The organism is Zunongwangia sp. (assembly GCF_048269745.1).
GTDB lineage: Bacteria > Bacteroidota > Bacteroidia > Flavobacteriales > Flavobacteriaceae > Zunongwangia.
The window spans coordinates 94,881-121,821 of record NZ_JBLXIB010000012.1 but is presented as its reverse complement, the minus strand read 5'-3'; the positions used below and the strand labels follow the sequence as shown (position 1 = coordinate 121,821).

20 protein-coding genes and 2 pseudogenes are annotated in these 26,941 nt (G+C 34.0%); 5 read left to right on the top strand and 17 right to left on the bottom strand.

Annotated elements, in window-relative coordinates; translation table 11 throughout:
• Nucleotides 1-267: 267 nt before the first annotated feature.
• On the bottom strand, nt 268-846 hold the full coding sequence (locus ACN0WI_RS13790; protein WP_417887563.1) for an RDD family protein: 579 nt from the start codon (nt 844-846) through the stop codon (nt 268-270).
• A gap of 47 nt (nt 847-893) precedes the next feature.
• Here ACN0WI_RS13790 and ACN0WI_RS13785 point away from each other — a divergent pair, with 47 nt between their 5' ends.
• The 4 genes from ACN0WI_RS13785 (at nt 894) to ACN0WI_RS13770 (ending at nt 2,774) form a co-directional block, all read left to right on the top strand.
• Nucleotides 894-1,250, top strand: coding sequence for a transposase (locus ACN0WI_RS13785; RefSeq protein ID WP_417887562.1), 357 nt, complete (start codon nt 894-896; stop codon nt 1,248-1,250).
• 199 nt (nt 1,251-1,449) lie between these two features.
• Nucleotides 1,450-1,857: a transposase gene (locus ACN0WI_RS13780; RefSeq protein ID WP_417887560.1), complete on the top strand. Its 408-nt coding sequence runs from the start codon at nt 1,450-1,452 to the stop codon at nt 1,855-1,857.
• Nucleotides 1,817-2,113 carry a transposase gene (locus ACN0WI_RS13775; protein ID WP_417887558.1) on the top strand — a complete coding sequence of 99 codons (297 nt, stop codon included), beginning with the start codon at nt 1,817-1,819 and terminating at the stop codon, nt 2,111-2,113. Before ACN0WI_RS13780 ends, ACN0WI_RS13775 begins: the two co-directional genes overlap by 41 nt.
• 148 nt (nt 2,114-2,261) lie before the next feature.
• The gene (locus tag ACN0WI_RS13770) at nt 2,262-2,774 is read left to right on the top strand and encodes a hypothetical protein (RefSeq protein WP_417887557.1); all 513 of its coding nucleotides are present in this window, start codon (nt 2,262-2,264) and stop codon (nt 2,772-2,774) included.
• A 559-nt stretch (nt 2,775-3,333) separates the two neighbouring features.
• Here the strand turns inward: ACN0WI_RS13770 and ACN0WI_RS13765 are convergent.
• From ACN0WI_RS13765 to ACN0WI_RS13690, 16 genes and pseudogenes are all read right to left on the bottom strand, one after another.
• Nucleotides 3,334-3,501: a hypothetical protein gene (locus ACN0WI_RS13765; protein WP_417887556.1), complete on the bottom strand. Its 168-nt coding sequence runs from the start codon at nt 3,499-3,501 to the stop codon at nt 3,334-3,336.
• A 407-nt stretch (nt 3,502-3,908) separates the two neighbouring features.
• Nucleotides 3,909-4,178, bottom strand: a pseudogene (locus ACN0WI_RS13760) (glycoside hydrolase); the annotation flags it as partial.
• Nucleotides 4,165-4,656 (bottom strand): family 43 glycosylhydrolase, encoded by a 492-nt coding sequence (locus ACN0WI_RS13755; protein ID WP_417887567.1) that lies wholly within the window; start codon nt 4,654-4,656, stop codon nt 4,165-4,167. The gene ACN0WI_RS13755 and the pseudogene ACN0WI_RS13760, both read right to left, overlap by 14 nt.
• 291 nt (nt 4,657-4,947) lie before the next feature.
• The gene (locus ACN0WI_RS13750) at nt 4,948-5,184 is read right to left on the bottom strand and encodes a glycoside hydrolase family 95-like protein (protein WP_417887555.1); all 237 of its coding nucleotides are present in this window, start codon (nt 5,182-5,184) and stop codon (nt 4,948-4,950) included.
• Between the two features lie 39 nt (nt 5,185-5,223).
• Nucleotides 5,224-5,991, bottom strand: a pseudogene (locus ACN0WI_RS13745) (glycosyl hydrolase family 95 catalytic domain-containing protein).
• A 416-nt stretch (nt 5,992-6,407) separates the two neighbouring features.
• Nucleotides 6,408-7,088, bottom strand: a complete 681-nt coding sequence (locus ACN0WI_RS13740; protein ID WP_417887554.1) for a family 43 glycosylhydrolase — start codon at nt 7,086-7,088, stop codon at nt 6,408-6,410.
• A gap of 2 nt (nt 7,089-7,090) precedes the next feature.
• Complete coding sequence (locus tag ACN0WI_RS13735; RefSeq protein WP_417887565.1) at nt 7,091-7,258, bottom strand: hypothetical protein; 168 nt, start codon at nt 7,256-7,258, stop codon at nt 7,091-7,093.
• 49 nt (nt 7,259-7,307) lie between these two features.
• Nucleotides 7,308-8,633 (bottom strand): acetylxylan esterase, encoded by a 1,326-nt coding sequence (locus ACN0WI_RS13730; RefSeq protein ID WP_417887553.1) that lies wholly within the window; start codon nt 8,631-8,633, stop codon nt 7,308-7,310.
• 118 nt (nt 8,634-8,751) lie between these two features.
• A complete protein-coding gene (locus tag ACN0WI_RS13725; protein ID WP_417887552.1) occupies nt 8,752-9,903 on the bottom strand; it encodes an endo-1,4-beta-xylanase in 1,152 nt (383 codons plus the stop codon).
• A gap of 531 nt (nt 9,904-10,434) precedes the next feature.
• Nucleotides 10,435-12,504: an endo-1,4-beta-xylanase gene (locus tag ACN0WI_RS13720; protein WP_417887551.1), complete on the bottom strand. Its 2,070-nt coding sequence runs from the start codon at nt 12,502-12,504 to the stop codon at nt 10,435-10,437.
• Between the two features lie 40 nt (nt 12,505-12,544).
• Nucleotides 12,545-13,555 carry a DUF5627 domain-containing protein gene (locus tag ACN0WI_RS13715; protein ID WP_417887550.1) on the bottom strand — a complete coding sequence of 337 codons (1,011 nt, stop codon included), beginning with the start codon at nt 13,553-13,555 and terminating at the stop codon, nt 12,545-12,547.
• A 40-nt stretch (nt 13,556-13,595) separates the two neighbouring features.
• Complete coding sequence (locus tag ACN0WI_RS13710) at nt 13,596-15,359, bottom strand: RagB/SusD family nutrient uptake outer membrane protein (protein WP_417887549.1); 1,764 nt, start codon at nt 15,357-15,359, stop codon at nt 13,596-13,598.
• 19 nt (nt 15,360-15,378) lie between these two features.
• Nucleotides 15,379-18,219 (bottom strand): SusC/RagA family TonB-linked outer membrane protein, encoded by a 2,841-nt coding sequence (locus ACN0WI_RS13705; RefSeq protein ID WP_417887547.1) that lies wholly within the window; start codon nt 18,217-18,219, stop codon nt 15,379-15,381.
• 54 nt (nt 18,220-18,273) lie between these two features.
• A complete protein-coding gene (locus ACN0WI_RS13700) occupies nt 18,274-20,196 on the bottom strand; it encodes a RagB/SusD family nutrient uptake outer membrane protein (RefSeq protein WP_417887546.1) in 1,923 nt (640 codons plus the stop codon).
• A 12-nt stretch (nt 20,197-20,208) separates the two neighbouring features.
• On the bottom strand, nt 20,209-23,361 hold the full coding sequence (locus tag ACN0WI_RS13695; RefSeq protein ID WP_417887545.1) for a SusC/RagA family TonB-linked outer membrane protein: 3,153 nt from the start codon (nt 23,359-23,361) through the stop codon (nt 20,209-20,211).
• A 2,349-nt stretch (nt 23,362-25,710) separates the two neighbouring features.
• A complete protein-coding gene (locus ACN0WI_RS13690; protein WP_417887544.1) occupies nt 25,711-25,944 on the bottom strand; it encodes a hypothetical protein in 234 nt (77 codons plus the stop codon).
• Nucleotides 25,945-26,624: 680 nt separating this feature from the next.
• Between ACN0WI_RS13690 and ACN0WI_RS13685 the strand changes: the two genes are divergently transcribed.
• A complete protein-coding gene (locus ACN0WI_RS13685; protein WP_417887543.1) occupies nt 26,625-26,783 on the top strand; it encodes a hypothetical protein in 159 nt (52 codons plus the stop codon).
• Nucleotides 26,784-26,941 lie beyond the last annotated feature (158 nt).

Below are 26,941 nucleotides of genomic sequence, written 5' to 3'. Positions count from 1 at the left end.
AAATACAGTTTCATTATTTCTACTACAAGCATTTAACCCAAAATAAATCCATAAAAGGATTGTGATTTTTACAAATTGTTTCATTTTATTTTTTCTATTAAACTTCTATATTTTGCAGTATTTTTGCCAACGGATTAGGTTATGATTTCGTTGCGGAAAAGTCCGGCAGGACTTTTCGGTTACGGCTGTAATTTAGCAAATATTCGTGGAATTTTCGGCAGAAAATTCCGCCGCAATGAATTATAACCATTGTTGGCAAATCGTTTTTTAATTCATTCCGGTTAATAAAAGACTTAATCCATAAAAATAAATTCCGCCAATTATTAAAATTCCTATGAAATTTGTTTTCAATTTCGTGTTTTTTAAATCAGTCCAAATCGATTTAAATTTTTCTTTTTCCGATACAATAACTTTCGTATTTGCAATAAAATCGCCAATTCGCCTTTCAGGATTTATGAGTCCAATAATAACTTCTAATAGCCAAGCAACACAAATAGTCAAATTCCGTACAAAGCATTGTAATTCATTCGCTGATTTGTTCGTTTTTCGGTCAATTACTTGAAACCCTAAAATCCGTTTTGCTGGACTTTTGGCTTTGAAAAAGTCCTTATTTAAATAAATGAAGAATGGAATAAAAACCAAAATTATTCCAATTCCGTTATTCAAATTGTCCTTCATTAATGCTCCTAATCCAAAAATCAGAAATCCTAACGGCACAATTAAAAGACACATAATACAATGGTCTAAAAACATACTTAAAATTCGGTTAATTCTTGAATTACTATTCGCAACTTTGGAAATTTCTCCGACTATTATTCCATCGTTATTATTGTTCGTTTCTGTCATTTTTCAAATGTCTAGTCCTGAAATATGGCTACATAATTTTAATAATTATGTACAAAAATGACAAAGTAATTAGACGCTACAGCGAATCGTTTAAATTAAAAATTTTAGACGAACTTACCTCCGGAAAACTTAACAAGAACCAACTAGGGAAACTCTACGGAATCAATCCTACCACCATCAATGAATGGAGCAGGAAATACGAACGTAAAGACCTAATGAATACCCGTATCAAAGTGGAAACAAAAGACGAAATCACAAGAATCAAAGAGCTTCAAAAAGAAATTGAACAACTTAAAAAACTATTGCTCAAGAAAGACCTGGATGCTATGGTACTGGATTCCTATCTAGAAGTAGCTGCTGAAAAACTAGGCTATAAAAATGTAATAGAGCTCAAAAAAAACTAAATATCTAGCCTTACTCAAAGCTAAAACAAAAAGTAAAGGATTTGCTTCGCTTAGCACTGTTTGCAAGTGTTTCGAATTAAAACGTGATGCCTATTACAAGTATGTAAACAGGGAAAATCAACGTTTAAAACTAGAAAAACAGATTATTCAGATCATTAAAAAGCGACGCAAGTCCTTACCTAGAGAAGGAGTTCGAAAAATGATTAAATCATTGGACAATGAGTTTACTAAAGCCAATGTAAAAGTTGGGAGAGATACCTTGTTTAAGGTACTCAGAGACCATAATATGTTGACATTACGCAAGAAATATAGTGTAAGAACCACCTATTCTTTACATAGGTTCCGCAAATACAAAAATATTGTTAAAGATGTAACTGTAACAAGACCTAACCAAGTTTGGGTAAGTGATATTACCTACATAAGAACCTTAAAAGGATTTTGCTATCTGGCTTTAATTACAGACGCTTACTCCAGAAAAATAGTGGGTTATGACCTGATGGACAGTTTAGAACTTAGCGGCTGTATAAGAGCTTTAAACAAAGCTTTGTATCAAGCAAAAAGCATTGATGGATATCCATCATTCAGACAGAGGCATACAATATTGTAGCAATGTATACACTCAGATACTGAAAAGAAAACAAATAGATATTAGCATGACTGAAGAAAATCATTGCTACGAAAATACTATGGCTGAACGTGTTAATGGTATTTTAAAAGATGAATTCTATCTCGATAAAACCTTTATAAATACGGCTCACGCTAAGAGGGCTACAAAAAACGCAATTAAATTATATAACGAAATAAGATTACACTTATCTTTAGAGTATAAAACACCAAATATGGTATACAAATTAACTACCTAAAATCAAGTTTAACCTGTAGCTATATTTAAGGACTAGACATTATTACAGAAATGAACGAAAATTGAAGATAGAACAGTAAAAATTTGAATTTGTTCATGTTGAGAATGACGGAACAGTACGTGAATTAGATAAAGAAGAAATCGATTATTTGCAAACTGAATTTGAACCGTCTGATGGAGCAAGACCATATATCAAAAGTAGTTATGACCAACTAACACCTGACAAAAAGATTTTAGGTTTTCTCCGTAGATGTGAAGTCTCGAAAGAAATCGAAATAATAAAAACTGATTTGAGGTATGCAGAAATGAGATTCCCAATTGGCATTTGTGATACTAACAAAGCAATTGAATTACCAGTCGGAATTTACAGTATAAAAGTTCTTGGAGGTTGGAGTTTTTCTGAAGGTGAGTTTTCAATTGAATTAAAGAATAAAGAAAACGGGAAAGTAATTACACCGAAAGTCACGAATTGGAGAATTCAATCTTATGAATTTGGAGAAAGGACTAAAAAGATAATGTCACTTGACATACCAAAGCGAGGAGTTTATTTTATTGAATTCAAAAACCAAAAGGATTTAAAAGTAAGACCTTCGAATTTATTAATAACAAGAATATTCGAAAAAGAAATTCCGAGTGAACAACTACGAATTTGGATTGGGTAACTAAATCTTACTTAAAATTATGGAAGTAGAAAAATTTAAAAAGAAAATCGACAAAATAAAGGAAGATGCTGTCAAAAATATTTTGAGTCACTTCAATAGAATAAATGACAAATTATTCACTTTTAATAATATTCTAATAGGTGGATATTTTGCGATTTCCAGAATCTATGATGACATAAAGATAATTATGATTCCATTAATTAATCTTTATTTAGTACATTCCTAACATCTCCAGTACCATCTTTACTCCACATCGCATCCAAAATCCTTCTGGCTTCACCGTAATAATCTATTCCCGTTTCATTCCCCCAAAGATTCGAAGCGAAAAGTAATAAAGTGACAAAGAATAATTCTCCATCTGAAGCTGATCCTTCCGAATTTTTAATTCACGTTTTGGGGTCTACGCTCCATGCAAAATAAGCTTAATTGGGTCCTTTCTGGTGCTACATGTATTTCACCGTCCAGCACCATAATTTGTCAAAAACTTCTTTCTTATTGCAACCATTAACCCGTAAGACAGTCCTTCGGTACGGGCATCTTTGTTTTTAAGATCAGAAACTTAAGCCAAAGAATCCTCTACTTCAAAATATACTCTATTTGGACCTTCAAAAAAATCATAATAGGCCTTTTCCAGTTTTGCATCAATATTCGCTTGAGAATAACCAGCTTCTAAAATTAGGTTTCTATACTCTCCAGTTTCCGAAGCGCCTTTAGTCCAAGGCACCATTTCACCACGTGGATCCTGTACTTTCTCATCACAATCTTATGCGATGATATTTTCTGTTAATAACATCAAGCCGATGAAAAATACCAATGAAAAATAAACTTTTTTCTTCATATTCCTATTTTTTAATTCATATTAGAAGTTTTTACTGCATCTTATTCTGCTCTGCTTCGTTTGCCGATGTTACGTAAAAATCAATCATATTCACGGTAATGCCTCCGGCTACCTTAGTTAAAAGAAAATCTCCTGCAACGATATCTAGCAAATTGTGGAAATTTTAGCTGTCTAAAACATAGCTGAATTTTCCAAGAGATCAATTTACCGCAAAATAAAAGCTTACTATTAATATTTACTCTCTTCACTATGATTGTTACTTTGTTTTTAAAACAGCAATTAGCTGAAGAGCAAAATTATTCTAAAGCTTTTACCCCTTCTTCTGTTTGTTCTACTTTCTTAATGGTGCCATCTCCATTGTAATACATATAATCTACCGTAATTGATCGCCGATAACTTCCTCCGCTTGGTAATACCCCGTTATGGTAAAAGAAATAATCTTTACCCTTATATTCAATAATACCAGGATGAATCGTAAAACTATTGGGAGCGCTATCTGTGAGTATTCCACGGTATTCCCAAGGTCCTTCCGGACTATCAGAAGTAGCGTATTCAATTCTTTCTCGTTCTTCTCCCTTGCTCGCATATACTAAATAATAAAGGCCTTTTCTTTTGTAAACCCCAGGGACCCTCTATAAAATTCTTTGGATTGTAATAGTGGATTTGTCCATCCAATTCGATCATATTATCCTTCAATTTTACCATTTTAAGGCTACCATTACCCCAGTACAAATATGACTGACCATCCTCATCTACAAAAACAGAAGGATCTATATCATCCCACCCGTGTGGGTTATCAGTGGTCATTTCATTATAGATCAGGGCTTCTCCTTTAGCATCCTTAAATGGACCTAATGGGGAGTTAGCAATCGCTACTCCTATAGCTGCCCCTCCATCACTTCTTTCATCATCTTTATGAAATGTGGATACATAAAAATAAAATTTACCATCTCTTTCTGCCACCTCTGCCGCATAGGCATCTCCAGTTGCCCAGGAAAACTCTTTTGGTGAAAGCTTTGGACCATGATTGATCCAATTCTTCATGTCGGTAGAAGAGAAAACCAACCAATCCTTCATTTCATAGTTGGTGGAAGTTGGGCAATTAAAAACTGAGAAGTAAGCAACATCCAGATTGCCATTAATGTTAGAATATTAATCTTTGGTTTCATAATTTACGGTTTTGGTCATTTTTTGAGTTCTAGTTTATATTGCTTTCCTTTAGTAGTGGATAAATCATATTCATAAACCTTCTGAATTTCAATGAGTTTTAAATCAGCTTCTTCCGAAATAAGCGATTGTTTAATTTCCGAAAGATTATAAAATTTGTTTGGGTTATCACCTTTGGCTTTTTCTAATCCCTCTCCTGTCAATGAAGTATATGATCCAATTCGAGCAACACCTAACCCCTCCTAATCTAGATTTAATAACCACATTGTCTAGCTTATTTTTCTCCCAATCCAGAGCTACTTCAAAACCTTCACGAGCTCTTAACCCATAAACTTCTCCTTTACTCCAATCTTCAGGCAATGCTGGTAATAAGTGAATAGTACCATCTTGACTTTGTAAAAGCATTTCGGCAATCCCAGCAGTGCAACCAAAATTCCCATCTATTTAAAATGGAGGATGCGCATCAAAAAGATTGGGATAAGTACCGCCTTTTTCGCTATGTCCTTCCGGCATATAAGGGGTTAATTGGTCTTTAATTAATTTTAGGGCATGATCACCATCCAGCAATCTTGCCCATAGATTCACCTTCTACCCCATAGACCAACCCGTAGATTCGTCTCCCCGAGCCATTAATGACGTTTTTGCAGCCTCAAACAACTGCTTATTACGATAAGGTGAAATCTGGTTTGATGGGTAAAGTCCGTATAAATTTGAGACGTACCTGTTATCACTACTGAGATCATCCCTGTATTTAATCCATTCCTGTAACTGTCCCCAACTTCCAATTTGCATTGGAGGTGAATCCAGAAGTTTTTCATTTAATTCGGTTATAAATTCTTCATCTTTCCCTAATATTTCCGCAGCCTTTGCCGTTCTTGAAAATAGATCAAAAATAAGCTGATTATCTATTGTGGCACCGTGTGTTAAAGAAGATTCCGGATGCCCGGTTGGTACATGTTCTGGAGAAATAGAAGGTGATACCACCAGCCAGTTATTCTCTGATTCCCTAATCATAAAATCAAGATAGCGTCCAAACTGAAAATACAGGGAAATAAGATCTGGATCATTTGTGGTTTTAAAGTTTATGATCCGCTCATTGGTGGGTAACTTGGAAGTCTTAGTTTTAACAAGATCCAAAGATACCCGATTGAAATAGGTTTGATAACCTTCCAGATGAGATTTGTAAATTTCTTCTGATTTCTTTTTTTCCATTACTGAAAGATATTTTGCTTCTTCATCAGTACTCAGCTCTTTATAGTTTTTAAAATTTGAAGCAATAGAAATATATAGGGTAGCACTATTGGCATTTTGAATTTTAAGAGTCGCATTTTATGAAGTTATTTTTCCACCTTTAATCTTAATTTTAGTAATCTCCAGGAATTCAATCTTACCTTCTATTCCTTCAAAATCACTGGTTTTACCCCTTAATTTTTTGATTTTTGGAACCAAAATCAATACGATTATATCTTATTCAGGCATCAGGTTTATTTAATACCACTCTCCAACCCTGAGAAGGATTAAGCCGGTCTAAAAAAACGGCTTCAGCTCCATAATTGCCTTTCGCGCTAATCTGTCTATTTGAATTTCAGAAGTACTGAAGGTATTTCCCACTCCGCATTTAGTTGGAATCACTTTTTTGATGTTTCCATTCTCTTGAAAGAACAAACTATTGGCACGAATAGAATGATTTTTATCAAAATCGGGGAAAGATCATTATCGTGATAAAATAAGTACCACTGATCTTCATAATTTACTATGGAATGGTGATTGGTCCAGGTTTCCGAAGTCGATTCATCCATAATCACACCCTGATGGGTAAAAGGTCCCATCGGATTATCGGCTATTCCATATTCCTGTATTTCAGTATTATTGCCAACGTGTGGATAAGTCATATAATAAGTGTCATTTCTCTCAAACACAAAAGATCCTTCAATATGGCTTGGCTGCGTCTTATAGGGGTCCTCAGGCCTATTGGCTACTGCCACCCCAACGGAAAAGCTTTTTTCGCCATCTCCAGCGTATTTGAGTCTGGTGGGAAAATAGAAATAAAATTTGCCCATTTTGGATATTGCATCAGGTACCCACATATTGTAAGCCTTAGGATCTGCCCAAAGAACATCATTTTGATCCAGAATTTTTCCATGGTCTGTCCACTCCTTTAGGTTTTCCGAAGAAACAACGTAGTAGTCGGCCATATTAAACCATTCGGTGCGGCCTTCGTCTTCGGGCGGCACAATATCATGTGAAGGAAACACATATAGTTTTCCGTCAAATACTCTTGCTGTAGGATCTGCAGTAAACTGATCCATTATTAGCAGATTTTGTACAAAAGTATTAACAGATTTAGAAATATCATTTTCGGAATATTTATATTTTTCATTTTAATTATTTTTTCAGTTTCAATTTCAAAGTAATCGAAATCTACATACCCTCTTGCTTCTTTTGTAGTATAATTGAATAGCGCAAACCTATATCCCATAAACATAGCTTAAAATTATAATAAGTAAATTTCTTCCTTTCCATAATCTTTATTTGAAATAGAATTTGGCAAATTTTATAAAATAAGGCCAGTTAGGGACTACGGTATGACCGCCTTTATGAATTCTGAAAGCGATTTTACCTTCAGATAAAAATTCTCCTACTTCAGGAAATTCGGTTTTTGACAGTCCTTTTTCTCCATAAATTTCATATGCCGGACTCGCGTGAACGCTGGCTAAGAACATTCCTCTGGCATCAATCCAGTTTCCTTCAACTTTAGGATCTCCGCTACTTATAAAAATCGGACGTGGCGCTGCAAGTGCAATTAGATGGTGGGCATCTACAGCAAGATCTTTTGTTTTTAAAGGGCCACCGTATTTTATAAAATTAGGAGTAAACCAATGATATTGGGAACTGGAGACCAGATTCTCTAATTGTTCTCCAAAATTACGTCGAAGAATTTTTGTTCCACCCGCCCCAGCAGATCCTATAAATCCAACAGCAAATCGATCTTCATACGCCATAGCTACCATTGCTGCCTTTCCATAACGAGAAAGTCCTTCTATAGCTACATGCTTTGCATTAATTTCTGGATGCTTTTCAAAATAATCCATAGCACGGCTAGCACCCCAGGCCCAGGCCCTTAAAGTTCCCCAGTCCTCTAATTTTCGTGGTTCTCCTTTATTAACAAGACCAATAATACCCTCCCGTAATCCTCCACCGTTGTCTGCTTGATAACTTGTAGGAATTAAACTGGCATAACCCCAATTTTGAGCTAGCAATTGTTGCTGCCAGGGATTTTTCTGGTCAGGATTTGGGTTGAAGCCTGCTGGAAAATTCCAATCGAATTTTAAAACTACCGGTACTTTTTTTTCTGTATTTTTTGGAAGGGTTAAAGTCATCTGGATCTCAACCTCGATCTTTGGATAAGCAGAATTATCTACCTCTCCCAAAAGTTTGTTTACCTGAACCTGATATTTGCCGATAACTGAATCTTTTTGAGAAATAACCTTCCAATTTACAGCAGGAATATTTTCAGGGATTTGTCCATAAATCTCAGCATTAAAATATTCTTTAATTTCCTGTTTGCGTTTTTCCCATGCAGAAACTGAAGTGACTTTTGATCCATCTTTAGAAACCAAAAGTTCTGGTAAACAATAATCTGCGACTTTGGATTCATTAGCATTCGCAGCATTAGGATCGTTTGGATTTCCGGACGGTCCCGGCCTCAAGAATTCTATTTGTAGTTTCTGAAGCATTAATTGATGATCCTGCACACTTAGACGGTAAATACTATCCCGCTCCTGCTGAGAAAACTGTCCCATCGATTGACTGATGAAACCAAAGAAAAATGCAATGACAAATAATCGTTTCATTTTTAAAATTTTACAGTAGAATTAACCTATCTTAATTTGTAATCGCAACATGGAAAAATACCAAACAGTCAGATAAGTAAACAGACATTTTTCATTTACAACTTCAAATTTTGTAGGCTTACTTTACCTCAGCCAATTTTATAAGTTCATTTACCACAGGTTTAGCCTTGTTTTCACGATCGAATAGCAACGGATAATCGGTTCTTCCTCTTACCGGCCAATTATTTTTCCAGGAATTTCCATCGTTCACTCCCCAAAGGGTAACCCTTTCAATTTTATTATGATGTTTCAGAAATAGTTCAAAAAATTCTATATATCTTTTTGTAAATTGTTCCTTAACATCAGCTGGCAGCTCATCTGGGAAAGGATTCATTTTATCATCGTACTGATAATTATCAGAAATTTCTGCCCCTGCATCTCCCCACGGTGAAGGCAAAACACTAAGATCTAATTCTGTGATCATCACTTTTCCTAAATTTTCATAAGCTTCCAGACTTTTTTCAAATTCAATAATATCAGGATGCTTTAATCCAATATGTCCCTGCATTCCAATCCCATCGATATGAACATCATCATTTTTAAGCCTTTCTACCATTCTCACTACTCCATGGCGTTTTGCCGGTATTGCCATAGAATAATCATTGTAATAAAGCTTGGCTTCTGGATCTGCTTCATGCGCAAATTCAAATGCCAGTTTGATAAAATCTTCACCTAATATTTGATAAAACTTACTATTCCTATAACTCCCGTCGTCTTCAATCGCTTCGTTGACAACATCCCAGGAATGAATTCTGCCTTTATATCGACTTACGACCATATGAATGTGTTCTTTCATACGTTTGGTAAGCAATTCTTTTGAAGCGGTGTTCCCGTCTTGATCAACAAAAAACCAATCAGGAGCCTGAGAATGCCATATTAGGGTATGCCCGTGAATATGCATATCATTCTCCTCCCCAAACTCAACAAATTTATCCGGAAGCCTAAAATCAAAATCTTCTTCCGAAGGATGAATTCTGGCACTTTTCATTTCATTTTCAGCAACAATGGAATTAAAATGCTTCGCAACCACTCTCATCGTTTCAGGTTCTCCTCCCATTAGTTGCCTACCGTTCAAAGTAGTTCCTATATGGAATTTCTCTTTAAAAGCATCCTTTAAGGTAGTGCCTGAGGATTCGCTGTCATCAACGGTTTTCTTATTGGAATTACAACTGTAAAATGTAAAAAAAACACTTAATAACAATTTAAAAATATGGAATTTTTTTTTAAACATGATCGTTTATTTTGAGATTGAATTTCAAGAAAAACCAGTAAAATCTTAAATTAATAATTTACAATTTTCATATTAAAATGAATATATAATGAAAAAATCTGAACATCGAATTGATTTAAACAAGCTCACTCTTTCATTGATATAAAAAAGTTCTCCTAACATTCCTAATGGCTAATTCATACCGGGTTATAAGTGTTGCCAATCCAAATGGTATCCAGACTTCTTGGGTTAGGAGAACTATTCAGTAAAATTCACACATGAATAAATTTAATTGGATAGAAACGTAATCATTTTTGAAATATTTTTGGTACATTTTTATAGGAATTTTACAATTCTTTCAGAGCTTCAACTACATAACTATACATCTCGACTTGTTATTCCATAATTTAATCGGTTGGTTCTGAAACTTTTATGAATTTACCGGTTTCTACCAAGTAGTTGAAACATTTCAGCAATATTATCTCTATCATAATCTATACTACTATGACTTCAAGAAATAGAAGAAAAATGCATAAATTCCTAATTAGTTTTTTATTCCTCCGCACCTAAACCTAAGGCAAAACCAACATATGGCAATTTCCTATTGTAGTCTAAATCCCATAATCCTCCTGTGTTATCAACTGGTGTGGCTAATGAAATTCCATATTGTTGTTCGTTAGGAACATTAGACTTAAAAAAACTGACCACTCTATCATAAAATTCAGACTGTTGGGCATAAGCTTCTTCTGTATTTTCCGAAACAACTATTTTCATATTAGTAAGATAAATCAATTTACCTGTTGCCGCTAAATCATTGAACAAGGTTTCCACTTGGTTTAAATCACTTTCAAGATTTAATTCTAAACTAACCGCAATACCATCAATATCAGCGTTGTTCATGAGCATATTAATAACAGCTTCTCGTTTATTCGGATTTACATCTAAATGATTTTCACTTAAAAATAACTTAGTTGACTCTGGAGCATTTTCCTTAACTTGATTAAATGCATAAGATATATATTCCTCTCCAAGATAATTAGCCCAATAATATGAATTTTCCTCCCCAGCATTTCCACTTACGGCAACATTACCTGCTTCATCAAAAGGTTCTTTTACCACTGTCCAGGCATCCACTTTTTCTCCTAGTTCATCATATACATTTGTTATATAATTCTTAAGAACTTTCTGTACAGCATTTTTCTTAACATCTTGAGAGACATCAAGAGTCACTTCATTCTGAGGAATTACTGGGGAGCCCATACCTGAAGGCGTATTAGTTGTGAGGGTAAAATAGAATCGATCCATTTGAAATCCATTTTCCCGAATACAAGCAGCGAAATTATTCTCTCCGACCGATAAAGTATAGGTACCAAGATTTGTCCATTGCCATCCACTAGAGTTTAGGTTCCAATAATTATATATAAAGGGATTCCCATTGACACTAAGAAAAAAAGAATCGTCACTTGCAGTAGGTCCCAATCCACGAACCCAACAAGTATATGTTCCCGCTGTAACTGCATTGATAGTATAATTTATATAATATGGCTCTGAACCAGGATCATTTGGAGTAAGGTAATTTTCAGCGCTATTCGCCAATACGTACATTCCACCAGACGCATCAGTATCGCTATTTATTTGCCATTCTGAACCAAGAACTCCATCCTCTGCTTCAATAAATATTTCTTCAGGATTTTCAACTGTACCGTTCAAATTGATCAATGAAAGTCCTTCTATATTCAAAAAATAAGTGACATTAGGGGTATATCCCAATTCTATTTTGAAAGAAAACTCGCCACTATCATCAAAATCTGTAGTTTGAACCTGAATTTTATTCCAACCTATTTCTGTAGTAAAAGTAGTGCTGGTGGAGTCTACTCCTGTCCAATCCATTTCTGGTTCATTATTATTTAAACCATTAAAAACAACTCTTCCCTCACCAACCTGATTGGAGAGTACGTAAAAAGTCAATTCAAATTCTGCACCTTCATCCACTGAGTAGACAGGTGATTGTAAAGAGGTATCTCCGCCTGAAACCACTGATGCATCATTCTCCAACTTAACAGAGGGCTCTTCCATATACTCCTCTATAGAAACATCACCATTTACCGTCCAACCAGTAAAGGTTCCAGCAGTAATAGAACTTTGATTTACAAAATTGGGATAGAGAGGCGTCAAATAAGTCATTGAAGCTCCAAATGAATTTAAATATGAAGCATTTTGATTCAAATTTGATACAATGGCATCACCATAAACAGAAAGTTGCTTATCTGTTGCATCATTAATATAATTATTTATTACTGAAAAATCATAAGTTCCATCATCAGATAATATTGTACTCGAATAAAGTCCTGCTAAAGGAGTAACTTGTGTAAAGTTTGTTCTTATTAACTTTCCCATATTTTCATCTGATAAGTCGGTTAAGGATGCATTTGCTCCTAATTTTAGCCTGCTAGCATATGATTTAAGGACATTGTAAGTGTTTACCATCTCCTCATTAACTACACCAACAGGCTTTTCGAAAGTTAGTCCCGATTCAAATTCATTATCTAATTCGGCTTCTTCACAGGAAAACAACGTAGCCATTAAGACAAATAAGATTATAAATCTATTAAGTATTTTCATTTTTTTATTTTTTAAGCTATGTCTTTATTAGAATATATTTTTACTCAACAATTACGCTAAAATATTCAGGAGATATCCCCCTATCCCTATTCACTAAAGTATCCTTAGTTGAATAATTATATCCCAAATCTTGTAAATCTACGGTATAGTCTAAATATAATGCATCTCTATCTGTACCGCCTATACTATTTGTTTCTCCATCAATGACAAATTCCCCAGCACCTGAGATAGAATAAGAAGAAGAATTGCTCGATATAACACAGTTATTATCATCATCAAATGTTAATATTAATTCAATGTTTGCACGAGTAGTTAAATTATCGTCTTCATAGATCGTTATAGGTAAAGAACATTGTCTAAAACCAGTGGTAGAAAGACTAACAAGTTCATCATATTCGACATATTCCTCTTCTCTAACATCTGTTACGGTTGTATTTCCATCCGAAATTTGATCCTCTCCTCTTCTCAGGTAATTCGCGTGCCACGGATTAACATACTTAATACCATAAAGCACATAATCTTTAGGTGTTACTACCCAGTCTGAGCTAACCATTTTATTAGGAACATTAACTAAAGCATTACCACTCAAAATACTATCTGCATTTTTTACATTGGTCATTAAAATTGGTATTACATAATGACGATCAAGAGTAAGCGGGTCTTGAAAAAAAGCATCTTCAAACTGTACTTCTACTCCTCCCAAGATATTACCCCTTTCAATTGTAATTTGATTACTTTCTAGACTGTAGTAATTATTTGGTAATGGAACCAGATCAGATCCATCTTGAAAATTCACCCCATCACATAAGGATTCATCAACTTCAATATCAATTATCCTATCTTCTGAATTTGAATATACACCACCCATCGTTGCGGTAATTTTCACCTTATGCTCATTATCAAGAGAATTATTTACTTGAGGGTCTCTTCCAAGCTCTAAAGTTCTTAGGGGATATTGATTTGCGAAATATACAGTAGTATAATCAAAATCAGGATAACTGATTTCATCATTCTGACAGGAGAACAAAAGTCCTACTATAGAAAAAGTCAATAATATTATATTTTTCCTCATAATTCGTAATTTTTATCGTTTATTCCCAACCATTATTTTGTAAGAGTGCACTATACTTTAAGATTTCACTAAAAGGTATTGGTCCGTAGACCATATAATCTTCGTATAGGCGCTGTTCTACATTAAAAACTTCATTGTTACTTACATCATATCCTCTTGCAGGTTCAGTTAAATCTACATCCCATCTACGCAAATCCCAAAACCTAAATCCCTCAAAAGAAAGCTCAAGTCTTCTTTCGTTACGAATTAATTCTCTCATTTTATTCTTATCACCAGAGCATTCTTCCAAGTATGGATCATCAGTAATTCCAAGCCCGCGAGCTCTTATTGCTCTTATAACATCAACTGCAGAATAAGATGCATTTGAGGAAGCCCCCGTTGGCCCATAGGCCTCATTAGCTGCCTCAGCATAATTAAGGAAGATCTCGGTATATCTTATTCGGGGTGTATAATTAATTTGCCCTTGCCAGGATCCATCAGCATTATTATAATTAACGTCCATTCTTAAACGCTTTTTCATATAATAGCCTGTTCGAGTGGAGTTTTCCAATCTATTTATACCATCATCTGTTCCAGAATTGGTGCCAGTATAAATTGGAGTATCATTTACTCCTAAAAGGTTACCATTATACACAATGTAATTTGATAAGCGCGGATCTCTATTTGCATAAGGCTCAGAAGAATCGTACCCACTCGATGGGTGTGTAATAGGGTAGCCATTGCCCATTGGAAATGCACTAACAAGATTATGGGTAGGGTTCATTCTACCTTCTCCAAATAGTGACGGAGGTAAGTTAGAGGATTCTTGAGATGATCTTGATGTCTCAATATTATTACGCCACAATATTTCAGCTGGATTGTTACCTCCAGATAATCCGTTTATCGCACTTGTATTTGAATAATAGGTATTTCCTTCTGGTGCCAGACCAGAAATGCCTCCTATATAATCCAAAACTTCAGCGGAATAATGGGCAGCTTCCTCCCATCCAATATCTGACCCATCTTGAAAAGCAGAGCTTGCTGCCATCAAAGCTACTTTTGAGCGATAGGCCATAGCAATTTGACCATTAAGCAATTGGTTGGAAAAATCTCCCATTACCCTGTTATAATTACTTGAAGAAGTTACTATTTCCGAATACTTATCTGGTATTTGGCCTGATCCCCCAACATTATTATATTCTACTGGAAGTAGAGAAACGGCCATATCCAAATCACTTATTATTTGATCCACACATTCTTGATAAGTAGCTCGAGGTATATTGAAATCAGCTCCAGAATCTTGAAAATCAGTTAAAATAGGCACTCCTAGCAATTCTCCATTAACCGAATAACCACCATGATTTCGTAAAATATAATACAAGAACACTCCTCGTAAACCATAAGCCTCACCTTTCATTCTCATATTAAAAAGCTCAGATACTTCTGGGTCATCAACCCAATCTACATCATCACTTTTTTCTAAAAAAGTATTTAAAGTCTGAATTGCCCCATAACCATCCACCCACATACTTACAGGATTATTCGAAGCAGTCCATGAACCAGTAGCCATTTGCAAATAAGAGTTACCTCTTTCATTTGTTACAGCATCGTCCGTTGCATATTCAGTATTTGAATACACATTAGGCAGATAACGATATGCTGAGGTTAAAACGCCCTGAGCAAATTTCGGATCAGTATACATAAAATCTATATCCTTAAAATTCTCAACTGCAGGATCGAATTGATTTTCACAACTTGAAAATGCCAAAACACAAACAAATAAGAATAAAATATTTTTTCTCATAATCTTTTTAAATTATTAATTAAAAGCTAGCTTTTAGTCCAAGGTTATAAAACCGATATTGAGGGGCACTACCAACATTCATTTCCATCATTTTTCGTTCTTTTGATAAAGTCAAAAGATTCTGACCACTTACGTATAAACTTAAACCACTTAATAAAGATTTATCTTTAAAAAAAGTTTCAGGACAATCATATGTAAGTTGGACCTTTGTTAAATCGAAACGGTTATTGTCATACCTCCAAAAAGTTGAATTTCTGAAGTTATTGGTATTAGAGGTGGTAGTTAACCTAGGATAAGTTGCTGAATCAGCAGTTTCTGGAGTCCAACGACCCAATACATGTTCTGAGTATTTTCGGTTACCATAAACCCAAAAATACGATGAATTTTTATAGCCGATTGCACCGGACTGACCTTGTCCCATAGCAAATAATGTCCAATCTTTATACTTCAATGTTAAATTTACGCCGTAAGTAAAAGGCGACCCATTTCTCCCTAATTCAACTTGGTCCCTAGTATCTACAATTCCATCTCCATTTATATCCCTATATTTTAAGTCTCCAGGTAGAACATCGCCAAATGTTTGATCCGCATGGCTATCAATATCAGCTTGATCTACAAAGAAGCCCTCGGACACGTATCCAAATGATACATCTAAAGGTCTCCCTTCTCTATTTTGATATTCGTCTTGATACACTTCATCCCTAACGGAAGCTTCAGAATTATAAATCATTCCCACAAACCCTACTTCATACTCAAAGTCACCTAATTTGTTATTATGGGAAACCGAGAAATCAAAACCAGTTCTCATATCTTTATTAAAGTTTAAATAGGGTAGGTAAGAATAGTCCCACCTACTATAATAGGAAGGATAAATAGTATTTGATCCTTGGGTTAACAATCCATCAGTTATTTGATTAAAATAGGTCGCATTAATTATTATTTTTTCGTTTAAAAATGTCCCATCCAATCCTAGTCGATATTCTTCCCTCGTAATAAATCCCAAATTAGGGTTTGAGCCTCTTTCTGACAATACTGTCGCCCCCCCCATTGCATTATCTCTCCATTGATACCATCCACTATCATCATAATATCCCTGATACATATAATATTCAGCAATATCAATATCTTGATTAAGTTTTGCATATGATGCTGTTAATTTTAGATTATCAATAAACGATGAATTTTTAAGAAAATCCTCACCACTTAATCTCCAACCAACTGTAAATGTAGGAGATAAAGCCACCCTATTCCCTTTAGGTAACTTTGGAGAATGAACAACTGCCCCCGAAAAATCTACATAATACTTATCAGCATAATTATAAGCTGCTTGAATACCCAAGTTTGTATTGGTAATACTTTGATAATCACTTCCATCGTGACCTTCATCTACAGAATTTCTAGATTGATAACCCCATCCAATCAAATTACCTGTTACATTATGTAGCCCCTTAAATGTTCTTTTATAGTTTAATTGAGAATAAAATGAAGTCGTTTGTTCATACCTGGAATCCCCTAGATATTCATTAGTAGAATTTGTATCATCTCCATAGCTGGTAAGGCTTATTATTCTATCAGTTCCATTCATATTAGCCCATGTAGGCTGGTAAGTTGCGTAATTTTCCTTAAAAGCTTCCGAATAATAATTACTATAATCGATACTAAATGTATTTTTAAATGAAAGTCCTTTAATAGCGTTACCTAAATCTGCAATAGCACTTACTTTATACTGAAACACACGAGATTTATAACGAATATACCCAGCGGCTAACATATCAGCAAATGCATTTGTCTGTACCGCATTATTACCTCCTAACAAATATTTTCCATCAATAATATTGTTGCTATTATCAATAATATTTTGCAACTCAGTATTGTCACTATCCAATGAACTTATAGGAATTAAAGGAGTGAACCAGTTTGGACGCATTGAAGAGCTTTGATTCCAAAAATTACCTCGACCTATATAGTTGTTATCAAACCTTACATAAGCATCCGCTTGGGCCGATAACCAGCCTGTAAGTTGCATATCTACATTACCACGAACACGAAAATTAAGATCATTATTATTACCCTGTTCCCCGTACTTTATAATATCATTATTGTAACTCATCCCAAGATTAGTATAATATTGTGTCTTATCATCTCCACCAAAAACTTCCACAGTTGCATCAGTTTTGTTAAAAGTTTTCCTCAAGTATTCTGAAGAAAAATAATCCACATTTGGATACTTATAAGGTCTAGAACCGGACGCCGTATTATAAATGGTTTCATCGCTGTAAATACGAGCTATCCCGTCATTATCAGATGCTTCATTATACAAGGTCATATATGACGAAGCATTTAAATAGTTTGGATAGCTCTTCGGCAAAAACATGCCTGTATTAACACGAGCCTCAATAGTTAAAGATTGTTCTTTTCCTCTCTTGGTTGTAATAAGAACGACGCCTTTAGCTGCTCTACTTCCATAAAGTACAACTGCATTAGCTCCTTTTAATACGGTAACAGATTCTACTTCAGTAGCGTTAAGATTAGCAGCGTCCCTTGGAATGCCATCAATTAAAATTAATGGAGATTGTCCCCAAATATTGCCTGTGTATCCGCCAACAAAACTGCGAATCCCATCTAAGGTATACGTCTGATAATTTTTAGTCAAAAGATCATCTATATTGACAGAAGAAATAGCTCCAAGAACATCTTTTTTTTCCAGAGTATCAAAAGCAACATTCACAAAATCCTCAGGAACTTTATCAATTAAAACTGTAACAATACTATCTTGATTTTCCTGTGCTTTAGCTGTAAAAACTCCCATACAAAGCATCACAGCAAATACAGAAAAAAAATTTATAAACACTTTATTCATTTTATTTGAAATTAAAGATTGAATAACCAGTAAAAACGTTATCATGAAACCAAATTACCAGCCTGGGTTTTGTTCGAATTCAGGATATAAATTAACATCATCAAGCAAGAGCGGGAACCAATAATTTCTCGATGTTAGTTGTCTTTCAAAAATAGTGACCATTCTTAAATTCAATACTCTGGCATCTTTATAGTTCTCAGCAAGTTCATTACCCGTTAAACCATTAGGATCTCTTTCAAATTCAATTGCTGATTTTAATGTATATGGTTCTTGATCAAGTAATTTCCACCGACGTAAGTCGCAAAACCGATGCCCTTCGTATGCAAGCTCAACTGCTCTTTCTCTTTGTAACTCACGCATAAAACCAATTAAAGAAGTAGTATATTTATTAGCAACAGGCCCAACATTTGCCCGATCTCTTACTATATTTACAGCATCCACCGCCGACAAGGAGTAAGTGTTTGCTGTTGATTCTATCCCATATCCTACTGCAGTTGCCTCTGCATACATTAAGTAAACATCAGCCAATCGCATTAAACTTAATACCACAGCAACATTTGACATTGTTGTGCTTTCTGTATTCCGCTCTGCCATTTTAGGCTTAAATTTAGTGAGCATCAGGCCTGTTAGATTAGAACGACCACCATTAACTGTTCTAAATCGGCCACCTGTGTACAAACTAGCAAATTCTATATCATTTGGGAGGGATTCTGATGCACTTACCCTCTCTCCATCTAAAATAATATCTTTATAAAGTCTTGGATCTCTATTCTTCCAAGGATAATTTGGGTCATAACCCGATTCTGAGTCTGCTTGAGTTACATCTCTATTACCATTACTATTCTCACTATCGTTAATGGGCAAACCATTAGCCATTCCATAGTTGTTAAAAACATAATTTGCTGTAGGACTTATATAATAACCTCCTTGACTTAAATCTTTTGGTATATAATCATTAATTTGATTCCATCTAAATCTACCCGCGGCTTCAACCGTATTTTCCCAAAAAATAGTTTCATTTAAGCCAGGGATTCTACCATTACTATTTTGTGTATAAAACAATTCGGTATATTGACTAAAATCTGCCAATTTATATCTTCCTGTTGTCTCAGATAACGCCAAGGCTTCTCCTAAAGCATCAGCGGCTTGCCTACAATAGTCTTGATTGTAAGAATCCGTCCCTCCCGAGGACTCATTCATAAGCGGACTCCCTGCATATAACAAATTCTTTCCTAGGTAGGCTAAAGCCATGATTTTATTTGCTCGCTGCATATTATTACCAAGGGTTGTCCTACCTATCGTAGTATCATCCCAGTCTATAGGTAATAAGTCTGCTGCTTTCCTAAAATCTTCAGCAACTTTATCTGCTGTTTCTTGATACGTTAACCTAGGAATCCGGATAGGTTCGTTAGCAGGAAGTACTTCATCGATATATGGAAGACCTCCCCAATACTTCATTAAAGAAAAATGAAACCAAGCTCTAAAAAAATACAGTTGTCCGGCAATTAAATCTTTTTCTTCCTGTGTAGCATCAGTCAAAAGATCTAAATTGGCAATCCCAATATTCGCTTTGCGAATTCCATACCAAGAAAAGCCCCATACATTACCTTTATCAAATCTATTTGTAGATGATGGGTCTGTACCTGTTTTAAATGGAGAACTATAATCATTCCAAGCCCAGAAATTTCCTCGATCTACAGCCTGAGCAAATTCACCAGTTGCAGATTGATCCCAATGGACGTCCTCTCCGAGATTAAATGAATTATGATAACCATAAGCTGTATAAATGGGGATAGCATTGTAAAGCTCCTCTGTGAATCCTTGAAAATTTCTAAAATTTTCAAAAGGTTCTGTTTCACTAATATCACTATTTGGGGATCTATCCAGATAATCTTCACAAGAAGAACATATTCCCAATAAGCCTGTTAATAAAAAGGTGTAAACAGAAATTCTTATATATAGTATTTTTGAATTCATTATATTCTAATTTTAAAAATTTACATCAAAACCAACAGTAAAACGACGCATTGTTGGATAAGCACCTCCTCTAGAGTCTCCACTAAAATTACTTTCCCTATCATCTGGCATTTTTGTCCATAAAAGCAAGTTGTTTCCACTCAAATAAAATCTGCAAGAGTTCATACCTATTCGCTCAATCCATCCATCTTCAAATCTATATCCTATTTCAGCAGCTTTTAGTCTTAAATAAGAACCATCATAAATGTATCTAGTCCCTACAGCTTCATTTCCTTTACGGGCTAACCATCTTGGTAATGGCACACCGCTTCCATCACTTATCGTCCAGTAATCTCCTTCCTCATATGCATTATCATTACTCTCAGAGAAGGTTGGAAAAAATACCTCTCTTGTAACATTAGATACGCCGTAAAATTGCAAAGAGAAGTTTACTCCCTTCCAATTTGCCCCTAGAATTGTACTGAAAGTATTTTGGGGGACTCCTGTATACCCATAAGGTGCTTGATCATAACTATCAATAATACCATCACCATTAAAATCAACAATATTATAATCTCCCGCTAACTTCACGTTATCATTAATTTGACGAGGTGTACTTCCAAGTACTTCATCCCAACTTGAAAGATATCCAGAGTCAATGTATGAAGTGTTCTGTCCAATAGAATAGCCTGCAGATTTCTGATAATCCGGATACAATTGTGGATCATCGGCGAAAATTATTTCATTCGTCGCATGAGTCATATTCATATTAGCCCAAACTGTAAAATCGGAACTGATATTTTTCCTCAGCTTTATTTCAAACTCATAACCAGAACTTTTAACTTCTCCGAGATTTCCAGTTGGTACAGATCCCCCAAAAAATGAAGGAATTGCGCGAGATCCTCCTCCTATTAAAATATCAGTTCTATGATCATTGAAGTAATCAAATGATCCTGAAATAAGACCATCTAAAAGAGAGTAATCTATACCTATATTTTTTTTCTCAACAGTTTCCCAAGATATATCAGGATTACCCATCGATGTATTTCTAAAATAAGAGTAAGGAGATTCATTAGAGGCTAATTCCCCCAACATTGAGCTGCCTCCATACACCCATTGATCCGCATATAACCAACGACCACCTGCAGAGTCATCACCTATTCTCCCCCAGGAACCTCGAATTTTAAATGTATTGATAAAATCTAGAGGCTCCATAAAGCTTTCGTTTGACAACATCCATCCACCGGAAATAGAAGGAAAGAAAGCAAAACGGTTTCTTGATCCAAACTTTTCAGATCCATTATATGCTCCATTAAATTCTAAAAAATACCTGTAGTCATAATTGTATGTACCACGGAAAACCCAATCCTCCCTAAAGTGAGAGAACTCACTTCCTCTCGCATATTTTTCACGGCTAAACAAACCAAGCAATGTAACAGAGTGTTGTCCAAAATCACCTACATAGTTCAAACGTCCTGAATAATATTGTCTTCTGTAAGTCGAACCAAGATCAACAATACCCGCATTAGTACCCCATAAAACCTGATCAACAAAATCCAATTGAGTAGAAGCATCTATTGGTAAGTCATAAATTATTGCACCCGTATCTGGATTTACCCACATTCTTTGAATGTTCTTAAATCCTCCGTCGTTAACTCCTCTATCTACTTCTTTGAAAGTATTATCGTAGGAATACAATCCTTCAAAGGTCAATCCATCAGTGATAAAATGAAGGCTTTGCTTTACCCTAAAATCTGTAGTAATTTTAGCTTGAGTTTGTTTTTCATAACCTGCACGAGCTAAATTTCTATAAGAATTTGGCTGAGCAGCATCATGAGGAAAGTAAAAGCCATAAGTATTTGTAGAAGTATAATAGGGTAACATCGCATCTGGCGCGGTTCTGTATGCTGCTGCCCAAGGACCATTTCCATCAAAACCCCAAGGTGTTTTCTGAACACCATTGGAACCAAATAAATTAGCACTAAAAACGGTTGTCTTTGTTAAATCAAAATCTAAATTGCTCCTTACATTTATACGGTCAAATCTAAATCCAGGTTGATAACCTTGATCATTATCAACCTCCGTAAACAAATCACCTTCACTTAAATAATCTACGGCAGCAAAATACCTAACTAGTTTTGTCCCTCCCGAAATATTCGCACTTGCATTATGTGATAAAGCATAATCCTGAAACAAAACGTCTTCCCAATCAACATTAGGATACCTTTCTGCTTCTGTCAAATTTGCTGGAAAACGATATTTATCAATTATTCCCAAAGGCCTAAAATCCTCCCAACTTACTGGAGAAACAGCCAATTCTCTCTCAATAGATTGATTTCTAAGTCTTAATGCATCATAAGAGTCGTACTTAGCAGGTAGCCTGGAGGCTGTCTTCACTGTGGTATTTACTCGAACATTTATACTTGCCTTACCTTGCTTACCTCTTTTAGTAGTTATCAGTATAACCCCATTCGCACCACGAACCCCATATACCGCGGTAGCAGAAGCGTCTTTAAGCACTGAAATACTTTCTACAGAAGATATTGCTACATCATTTATTGAACGCTCAATACCATCTACAAGTATGAGTGGACTACTATTATTCCATGAAGTTTGTCCTCGAATATAAATATTTGGATCTTCCGATCCAGGCAACCCAGTTGACGCCGTGGTAACCACTCCAGGTAATTGTCCTGTAAGAGCGGCTCCAACATTGGTTACTCCTCCTGTTCTTTGAAGATTCTCTCCTGCGGTTTGGGAAATAGATCCAACCACACTTGCCTTCATCTGCTTACCATAACCAACAATTACCACTTCTTCTAATGCATTCTGGTCTGGATCCATAATCAAGTTAATTTCCAATTGGCCATTAACTTTTCTTTGTTTGGTTTTATATCCTATAAAGCTAAAAACCAGAGTAGCATCAGCTGGAGCCTCTATGGTATAATTTCCCTCCATATCGGTAACAGTACCGCGATTTGGAACGTCCTTTACAATGATATTAACCCCCGGTATTCCACGGTTATCTTCAGATGAAGTAACCGTTCCTCTAATTGTTTGTTGTTGACTTACACTATTTGGATTATTATCATTAGCGTAAGCCGAAGAAAAAAACACAAGATGAATCAATAGTGGAAAAACCACTATTCTAATTAAGTAAGGATGATTTAGTAAATTTACTTTCATATTAAAAAATTTTAAAATGATTCATAATCATTCTAGTTGGCTTGCCATTGATCCTCGATAACGTTTTCGCATTTAAGAATAAAAAAAGTAACGTTTGAAGTACTATACCTCCTGAATGGAACATCCTGATTATAAGAGATCGGTAAACCTTTCTTTCCTTTAGATAATAATTTTTCATTCCTTAATTGTTATTTCATTTTTAGTATTATTCGAAATTTTAAAATAGATATATCTAATATTATTATTTAAGATACTTTTAAGAAATGCAGCTTCATTTTTATTAACTTATAATTAAAAACTAGCTAATTTTAAGATTTTGATAAGTTACAAAACTTATAATTGTTAATTATTCATTAAAAGTATTAATCAAATATATCTGTTATTTCATCTTTTTGATAATTGTGATGTTACAAATACTTTACGTTATGTTACATGAAGGAAAAGTTATGGTAAAATGAATGTAAACTGAGTTAATAGAGTACATATTTTAAGCTAATCACCTAACGTAAACCCCTATAAAACATATACTTACCGAAATATTCTAATTTTATTTAGAAGTAGTTATGAAAAATATTAACTTCATAAATAAATAATATCTTAAACCACACTTAAATGATCATTTGGCAGAAATCGATTTAAAATTCATTGTTTTTTAAAGGTTTTTTTGAAAAAAAATATCACTAATGCTTAACTGGATTTTATCAAAATGTATTTATAGAAAATCTATTATATCAATTCGGTGAGTCTAAGAATGAAGATAATTAAGGAATAAAAAAATAGGAATTTTGCTTTAAGGTAAACAAGGACGATTATTAATTTTTATTCAATTAACTAAATAGAAATTAAAGATTTTTTGTTTTGAAACTTATACAAGAGCAATATTGAAAATAAATTGGTCTAATTAGAGTAATGTGTCACAGCGGCTTTCTTATTTTAAATTTTGGATACTAAGCTGTAAAAATATATGTACCCCCCTTCAAATAAATAAGAAATATACTCATTGGAGATATCAAATGGTTGATTTTATTCCTTGTTTTGATAAAGACATTAAATATAGATAAAGCGTATATATCTTCTAGGGTCTAGTTTGATTTGAGAACATTATTGAGTATTTTTGGGAGTGATACAACATTTACTATATCCAATTTACTGCAATCAATGTAAGAACTACTGCGATAATTATTGTATAGATGGCATATATAACCTTCTGCTATAAAAAGGCTATTTAACTATATTTTTCTTTCGTAATTTCCTAGTTCTAATTCTTAACTAACTAATTCTATTTAAAATGGTTTTTGTATTCAGCATAAATAGCTCCATTCACTATTTTAAAGTGTCTATCTAACTGAAGACTATTATCTTTATGATAGCAAAAATCTTAATTTATGAATGAAATCTTGTATCATTTAAAACTGTCAAATCTCAGGATTTTCCAATCTGTTCTAAATTTAGTATCGTAATATTTTTTTTAAGGTTTAGTTTTAATTATTAATTTTATTTAAATCTATTTCGAATGGAGCGGCTAGTAAGTCTTGCTTTTTATAAAAATTGACGTTGTCGGGACTATTAGCCCAAGCGTATCCTATAGCGCTTGGATTTTTAATGTTATCAAAATAAATTTTCAGAGCACTATCGCCTACGAACAATGCCTTGGCCCTATAAAAATTATTACAACCTTCTGAAATTGTAAAGCCAGTTGGTTTCTCACCAGTTTTAAATTTCCATCAAGATTTGAGATTTTAAAGTTGATTACAACCGCTCCATCTTCTTTGCTTTCCCAATCTACAGTTGCAGGGCCAGAACTAATAATATCCTCCCTGTAAATTAACTTTCTGCCCTCTAAAGCCAACCTATTTCCTACGTCTTTTTTTAAGACGTATATAAAAAATAGCTACGAGTTTTATAAATTGAAAATTTTGGCATATTTGTAAAGTCACCAAATTTTTAAATTTACCGATTTCCAACAAAAAGGATAAATAGTAAAATTCAAAAACCTGGCTTGTGTTCAACTAAAAAATAATGATAATTTACATGCTACGAGCCATATAAAACCTTCACTGCAAGCTAAAAAAATGTGAAGAAAATTCAACAAATTTTATAAATAATACAACATTAGAAAATTATTGTAATGCTCATAAAGTACTTTATAAAATTACTGAAAGATGGAAGCTTTCTATAATTTTTGCTTTATCTAAAAAAAATTAAATTATTCCGTTTATTTACTCACAAAGGATGGTGAAAAAATCCTGTCTATTTTAATCTTGTTTAAAAATTTTTAATTAAAACTAACTTTTTCTATAAATTCTATTACTTCTCCATTAGGACTATATAAAAGACTATTTTTAAATTCTACTGTTTATTTATGTTTGACAATGCAATAGTTAAGGTATCTTTACTCAATTCTTTTATGCCAGCATTTATCGCTGAAATTCTTGCTTTTTGAGCATTTTTAACAACAAAGCATATGTAAAATGGAATTCTCAATAAATTCATCATGCTCCCTTCTAAATCTTCCTTGGGTAGGTATTTTGCCTTATTATCGAAAACTTCTAAATAAGGATCAATTTTTGAATTGTAAAGCATTACCCTCTTTTTTATGTTAAAATCTAAAAGTGACCAAATAATGAACTTGTTTAAAACCTAATTCTTCATAAAAATCAATTGTAGTTTTAAAATTTTAAGCTTTTATAGCGTAATGATGAAAACCTATATATTGTCTAATAAATTCATATTTTAATTTCTGACAAATCTATAAGCTTAAATCATGAATTAAAAGAACTTACAAAATTGTTAGTAAAAGCCAGCAGCTAAAAAATACTGTGGTAAAAACTTTTTTCTACTTTAAATTTGTAGACCTAAATTGCCTTTGCTAACTTATATTATAGATACATTTTATAAGCATAATATGGGATAAAATTCTATGTTAAAACAAAGAGAAGAGGAATAAACATAATAGTAAACTAAAAATGAAATCAACATTTAAAATTTGGAAAACAAACAGAAATCTATATTTAAAATATTTCGACAAATATAATTTAGAGCAATTGAATAAAATTCCTAATGGATTTAGTAATAATTTAATATAGAATATTGGACATGTCATAGTTGTTCAACAAATGTTAACCTATAAATCTTCGAATTTACAAGGGTATATTTCAGAACAATTATTAGAGCTTTATTAACCAGGAACAAAACCAACTGGAAGAACCTCAGAAAATGAAGTAAGCGAATTAAAAGAACTTTTAATCTCTCTAATAGAAAAAATGGAATCAGATTTTTATTCTGGGGAATTCAATGTTTATAATGAACGGACGAATAGTATGGGATTCCATTTCGGAACATTGGAGGAAGCTATAGAATTTAATAATTATCACGAAGCACTACATTTAGGGTATATAATGAGTATCCGAAAGTTCCTTTGAAATAAAAACGTGAGTTGTAAAGCTCCCTATAATAACAATAAAGGCTTTATATCCTGTGGAACATGCGCTCAAGTATTAAAGTCATTTTTTTATCTTCATTTCCTAAATGACCAAAGCTAAAATAAAGCCAAGTCCATTAGCGGCAACCCAATGAAAAC

Coding starts and splice junctions, on each gene's coding strand:
- ACN0WI_RS13790 (WP_417887563.1), bottom strand. CDS start 846: ATGACAGAAACGAACAATAATAACGATGGAATAATAGTCGGAGAAATT.
- ACN0WI_RS13785 (WP_417887562.1), top strand. CDS start 894: ATGTACAAAAATGACAAAGTAATTAGACGCTACAGCGAATCGTTTAAA.
- ACN0WI_RS13780 (WP_417887560.1), top strand. CDS start 1,450: ATGATTAAATCATTGGACAATGAGTTTACTAAAGCCAATGTAAAAGTT.
- ACN0WI_RS13775 (WP_417887558.1), top strand. CDS start 1,817: ATGGATATCCATCATTCAGACAGAGGCATACAATATTGTAGCAATGTA.
- ACN0WI_RS13765 (WP_417887556.1), bottom strand. CDS start 3,501: ATGGTGCCTTGGACTAAAGGCGCTTCGGAAACTGGAGAGTATAGAAAC.
- ACN0WI_RS13755 (WP_417887567.1), bottom strand. CDS start 4,656: ATGAAGAATTGGATCAATCATGGTCCAAAGCTTTCACCAAAAGAGTTT.
- ACN0WI_RS13750 (WP_417887555.1), bottom strand. CDS start 5,184: ATGCTTTTACAAAGTCAAGATGGTACTATTCACTTATTACCAGCATTG.
- ACN0WI_RS13740 (WP_417887554.1), bottom strand. CDS start 7,088: ATGGATCAGTTTACTGCAGATCCTACAGCAAGAGTATTTGACGGAAAA.
- ACN0WI_RS13735 (WP_417887565.1), bottom strand. CDS start 7,258: ATGGGATATAGGTTTGCGCTATTCAATTATACTACAAAAGAAGCAAGA.
- ACN0WI_RS13730 (WP_417887553.1), bottom strand. CDS start 8,633: ATGAAACGATTATTTGTCATTGCATTTTTCTTTGGTTTCATCAGTCAA.
- ACN0WI_RS13725 (WP_417887552.1), bottom strand. CDS start 9,903: ATGTTTAAAAAAAAATTCCATATTTTTAAATTGTTATTAAGTGTTTTT.
- ACN0WI_RS13720 (WP_417887551.1), bottom strand. CDS start 12,504: ATGAAAATACTTAATAGATTTATAATCTTATTTGTCTTAATGGCTACG.
- ACN0WI_RS13710 (WP_417887549.1), bottom strand. CDS start 15,359: ATGAGAAAAAATATTTTATTCTTATTTGTTTGTGTTTTGGCATTTTCA.
- ACN0WI_RS13705 (WP_417887547.1), bottom strand. CDS start 18,219: ATGAATAAAGTGTTTATAAATTTTTTTTCTGTATTTGCTGTGATGCTT.
- ACN0WI_RS13700 (WP_417887546.1), bottom strand. CDS start 20,196: ATGAATTCAAAAATACTATATATAAGAATTTCTGTTTACACCTTTTTA.
- ACN0WI_RS13695 (WP_417887545.1), bottom strand. CDS start 23,361: ATGAAAGTAAATTTACTAAATCATCCTTACTTAATTAGAATAGTGGTT.
- ACN0WI_RS13690 (WP_417887544.1), bottom strand. CDS start 25,944: ATGCTTTACAATTCAAAAATTGATCCTTATTTAGAAGTTTTCGATAAT.
- ACN0WI_RS13685 (WP_417887543.1), top strand. CDS start 26,625: ATGGAATCAGATTTTTATTCTGGGGAATTCAATGTTTATAATGAACGG.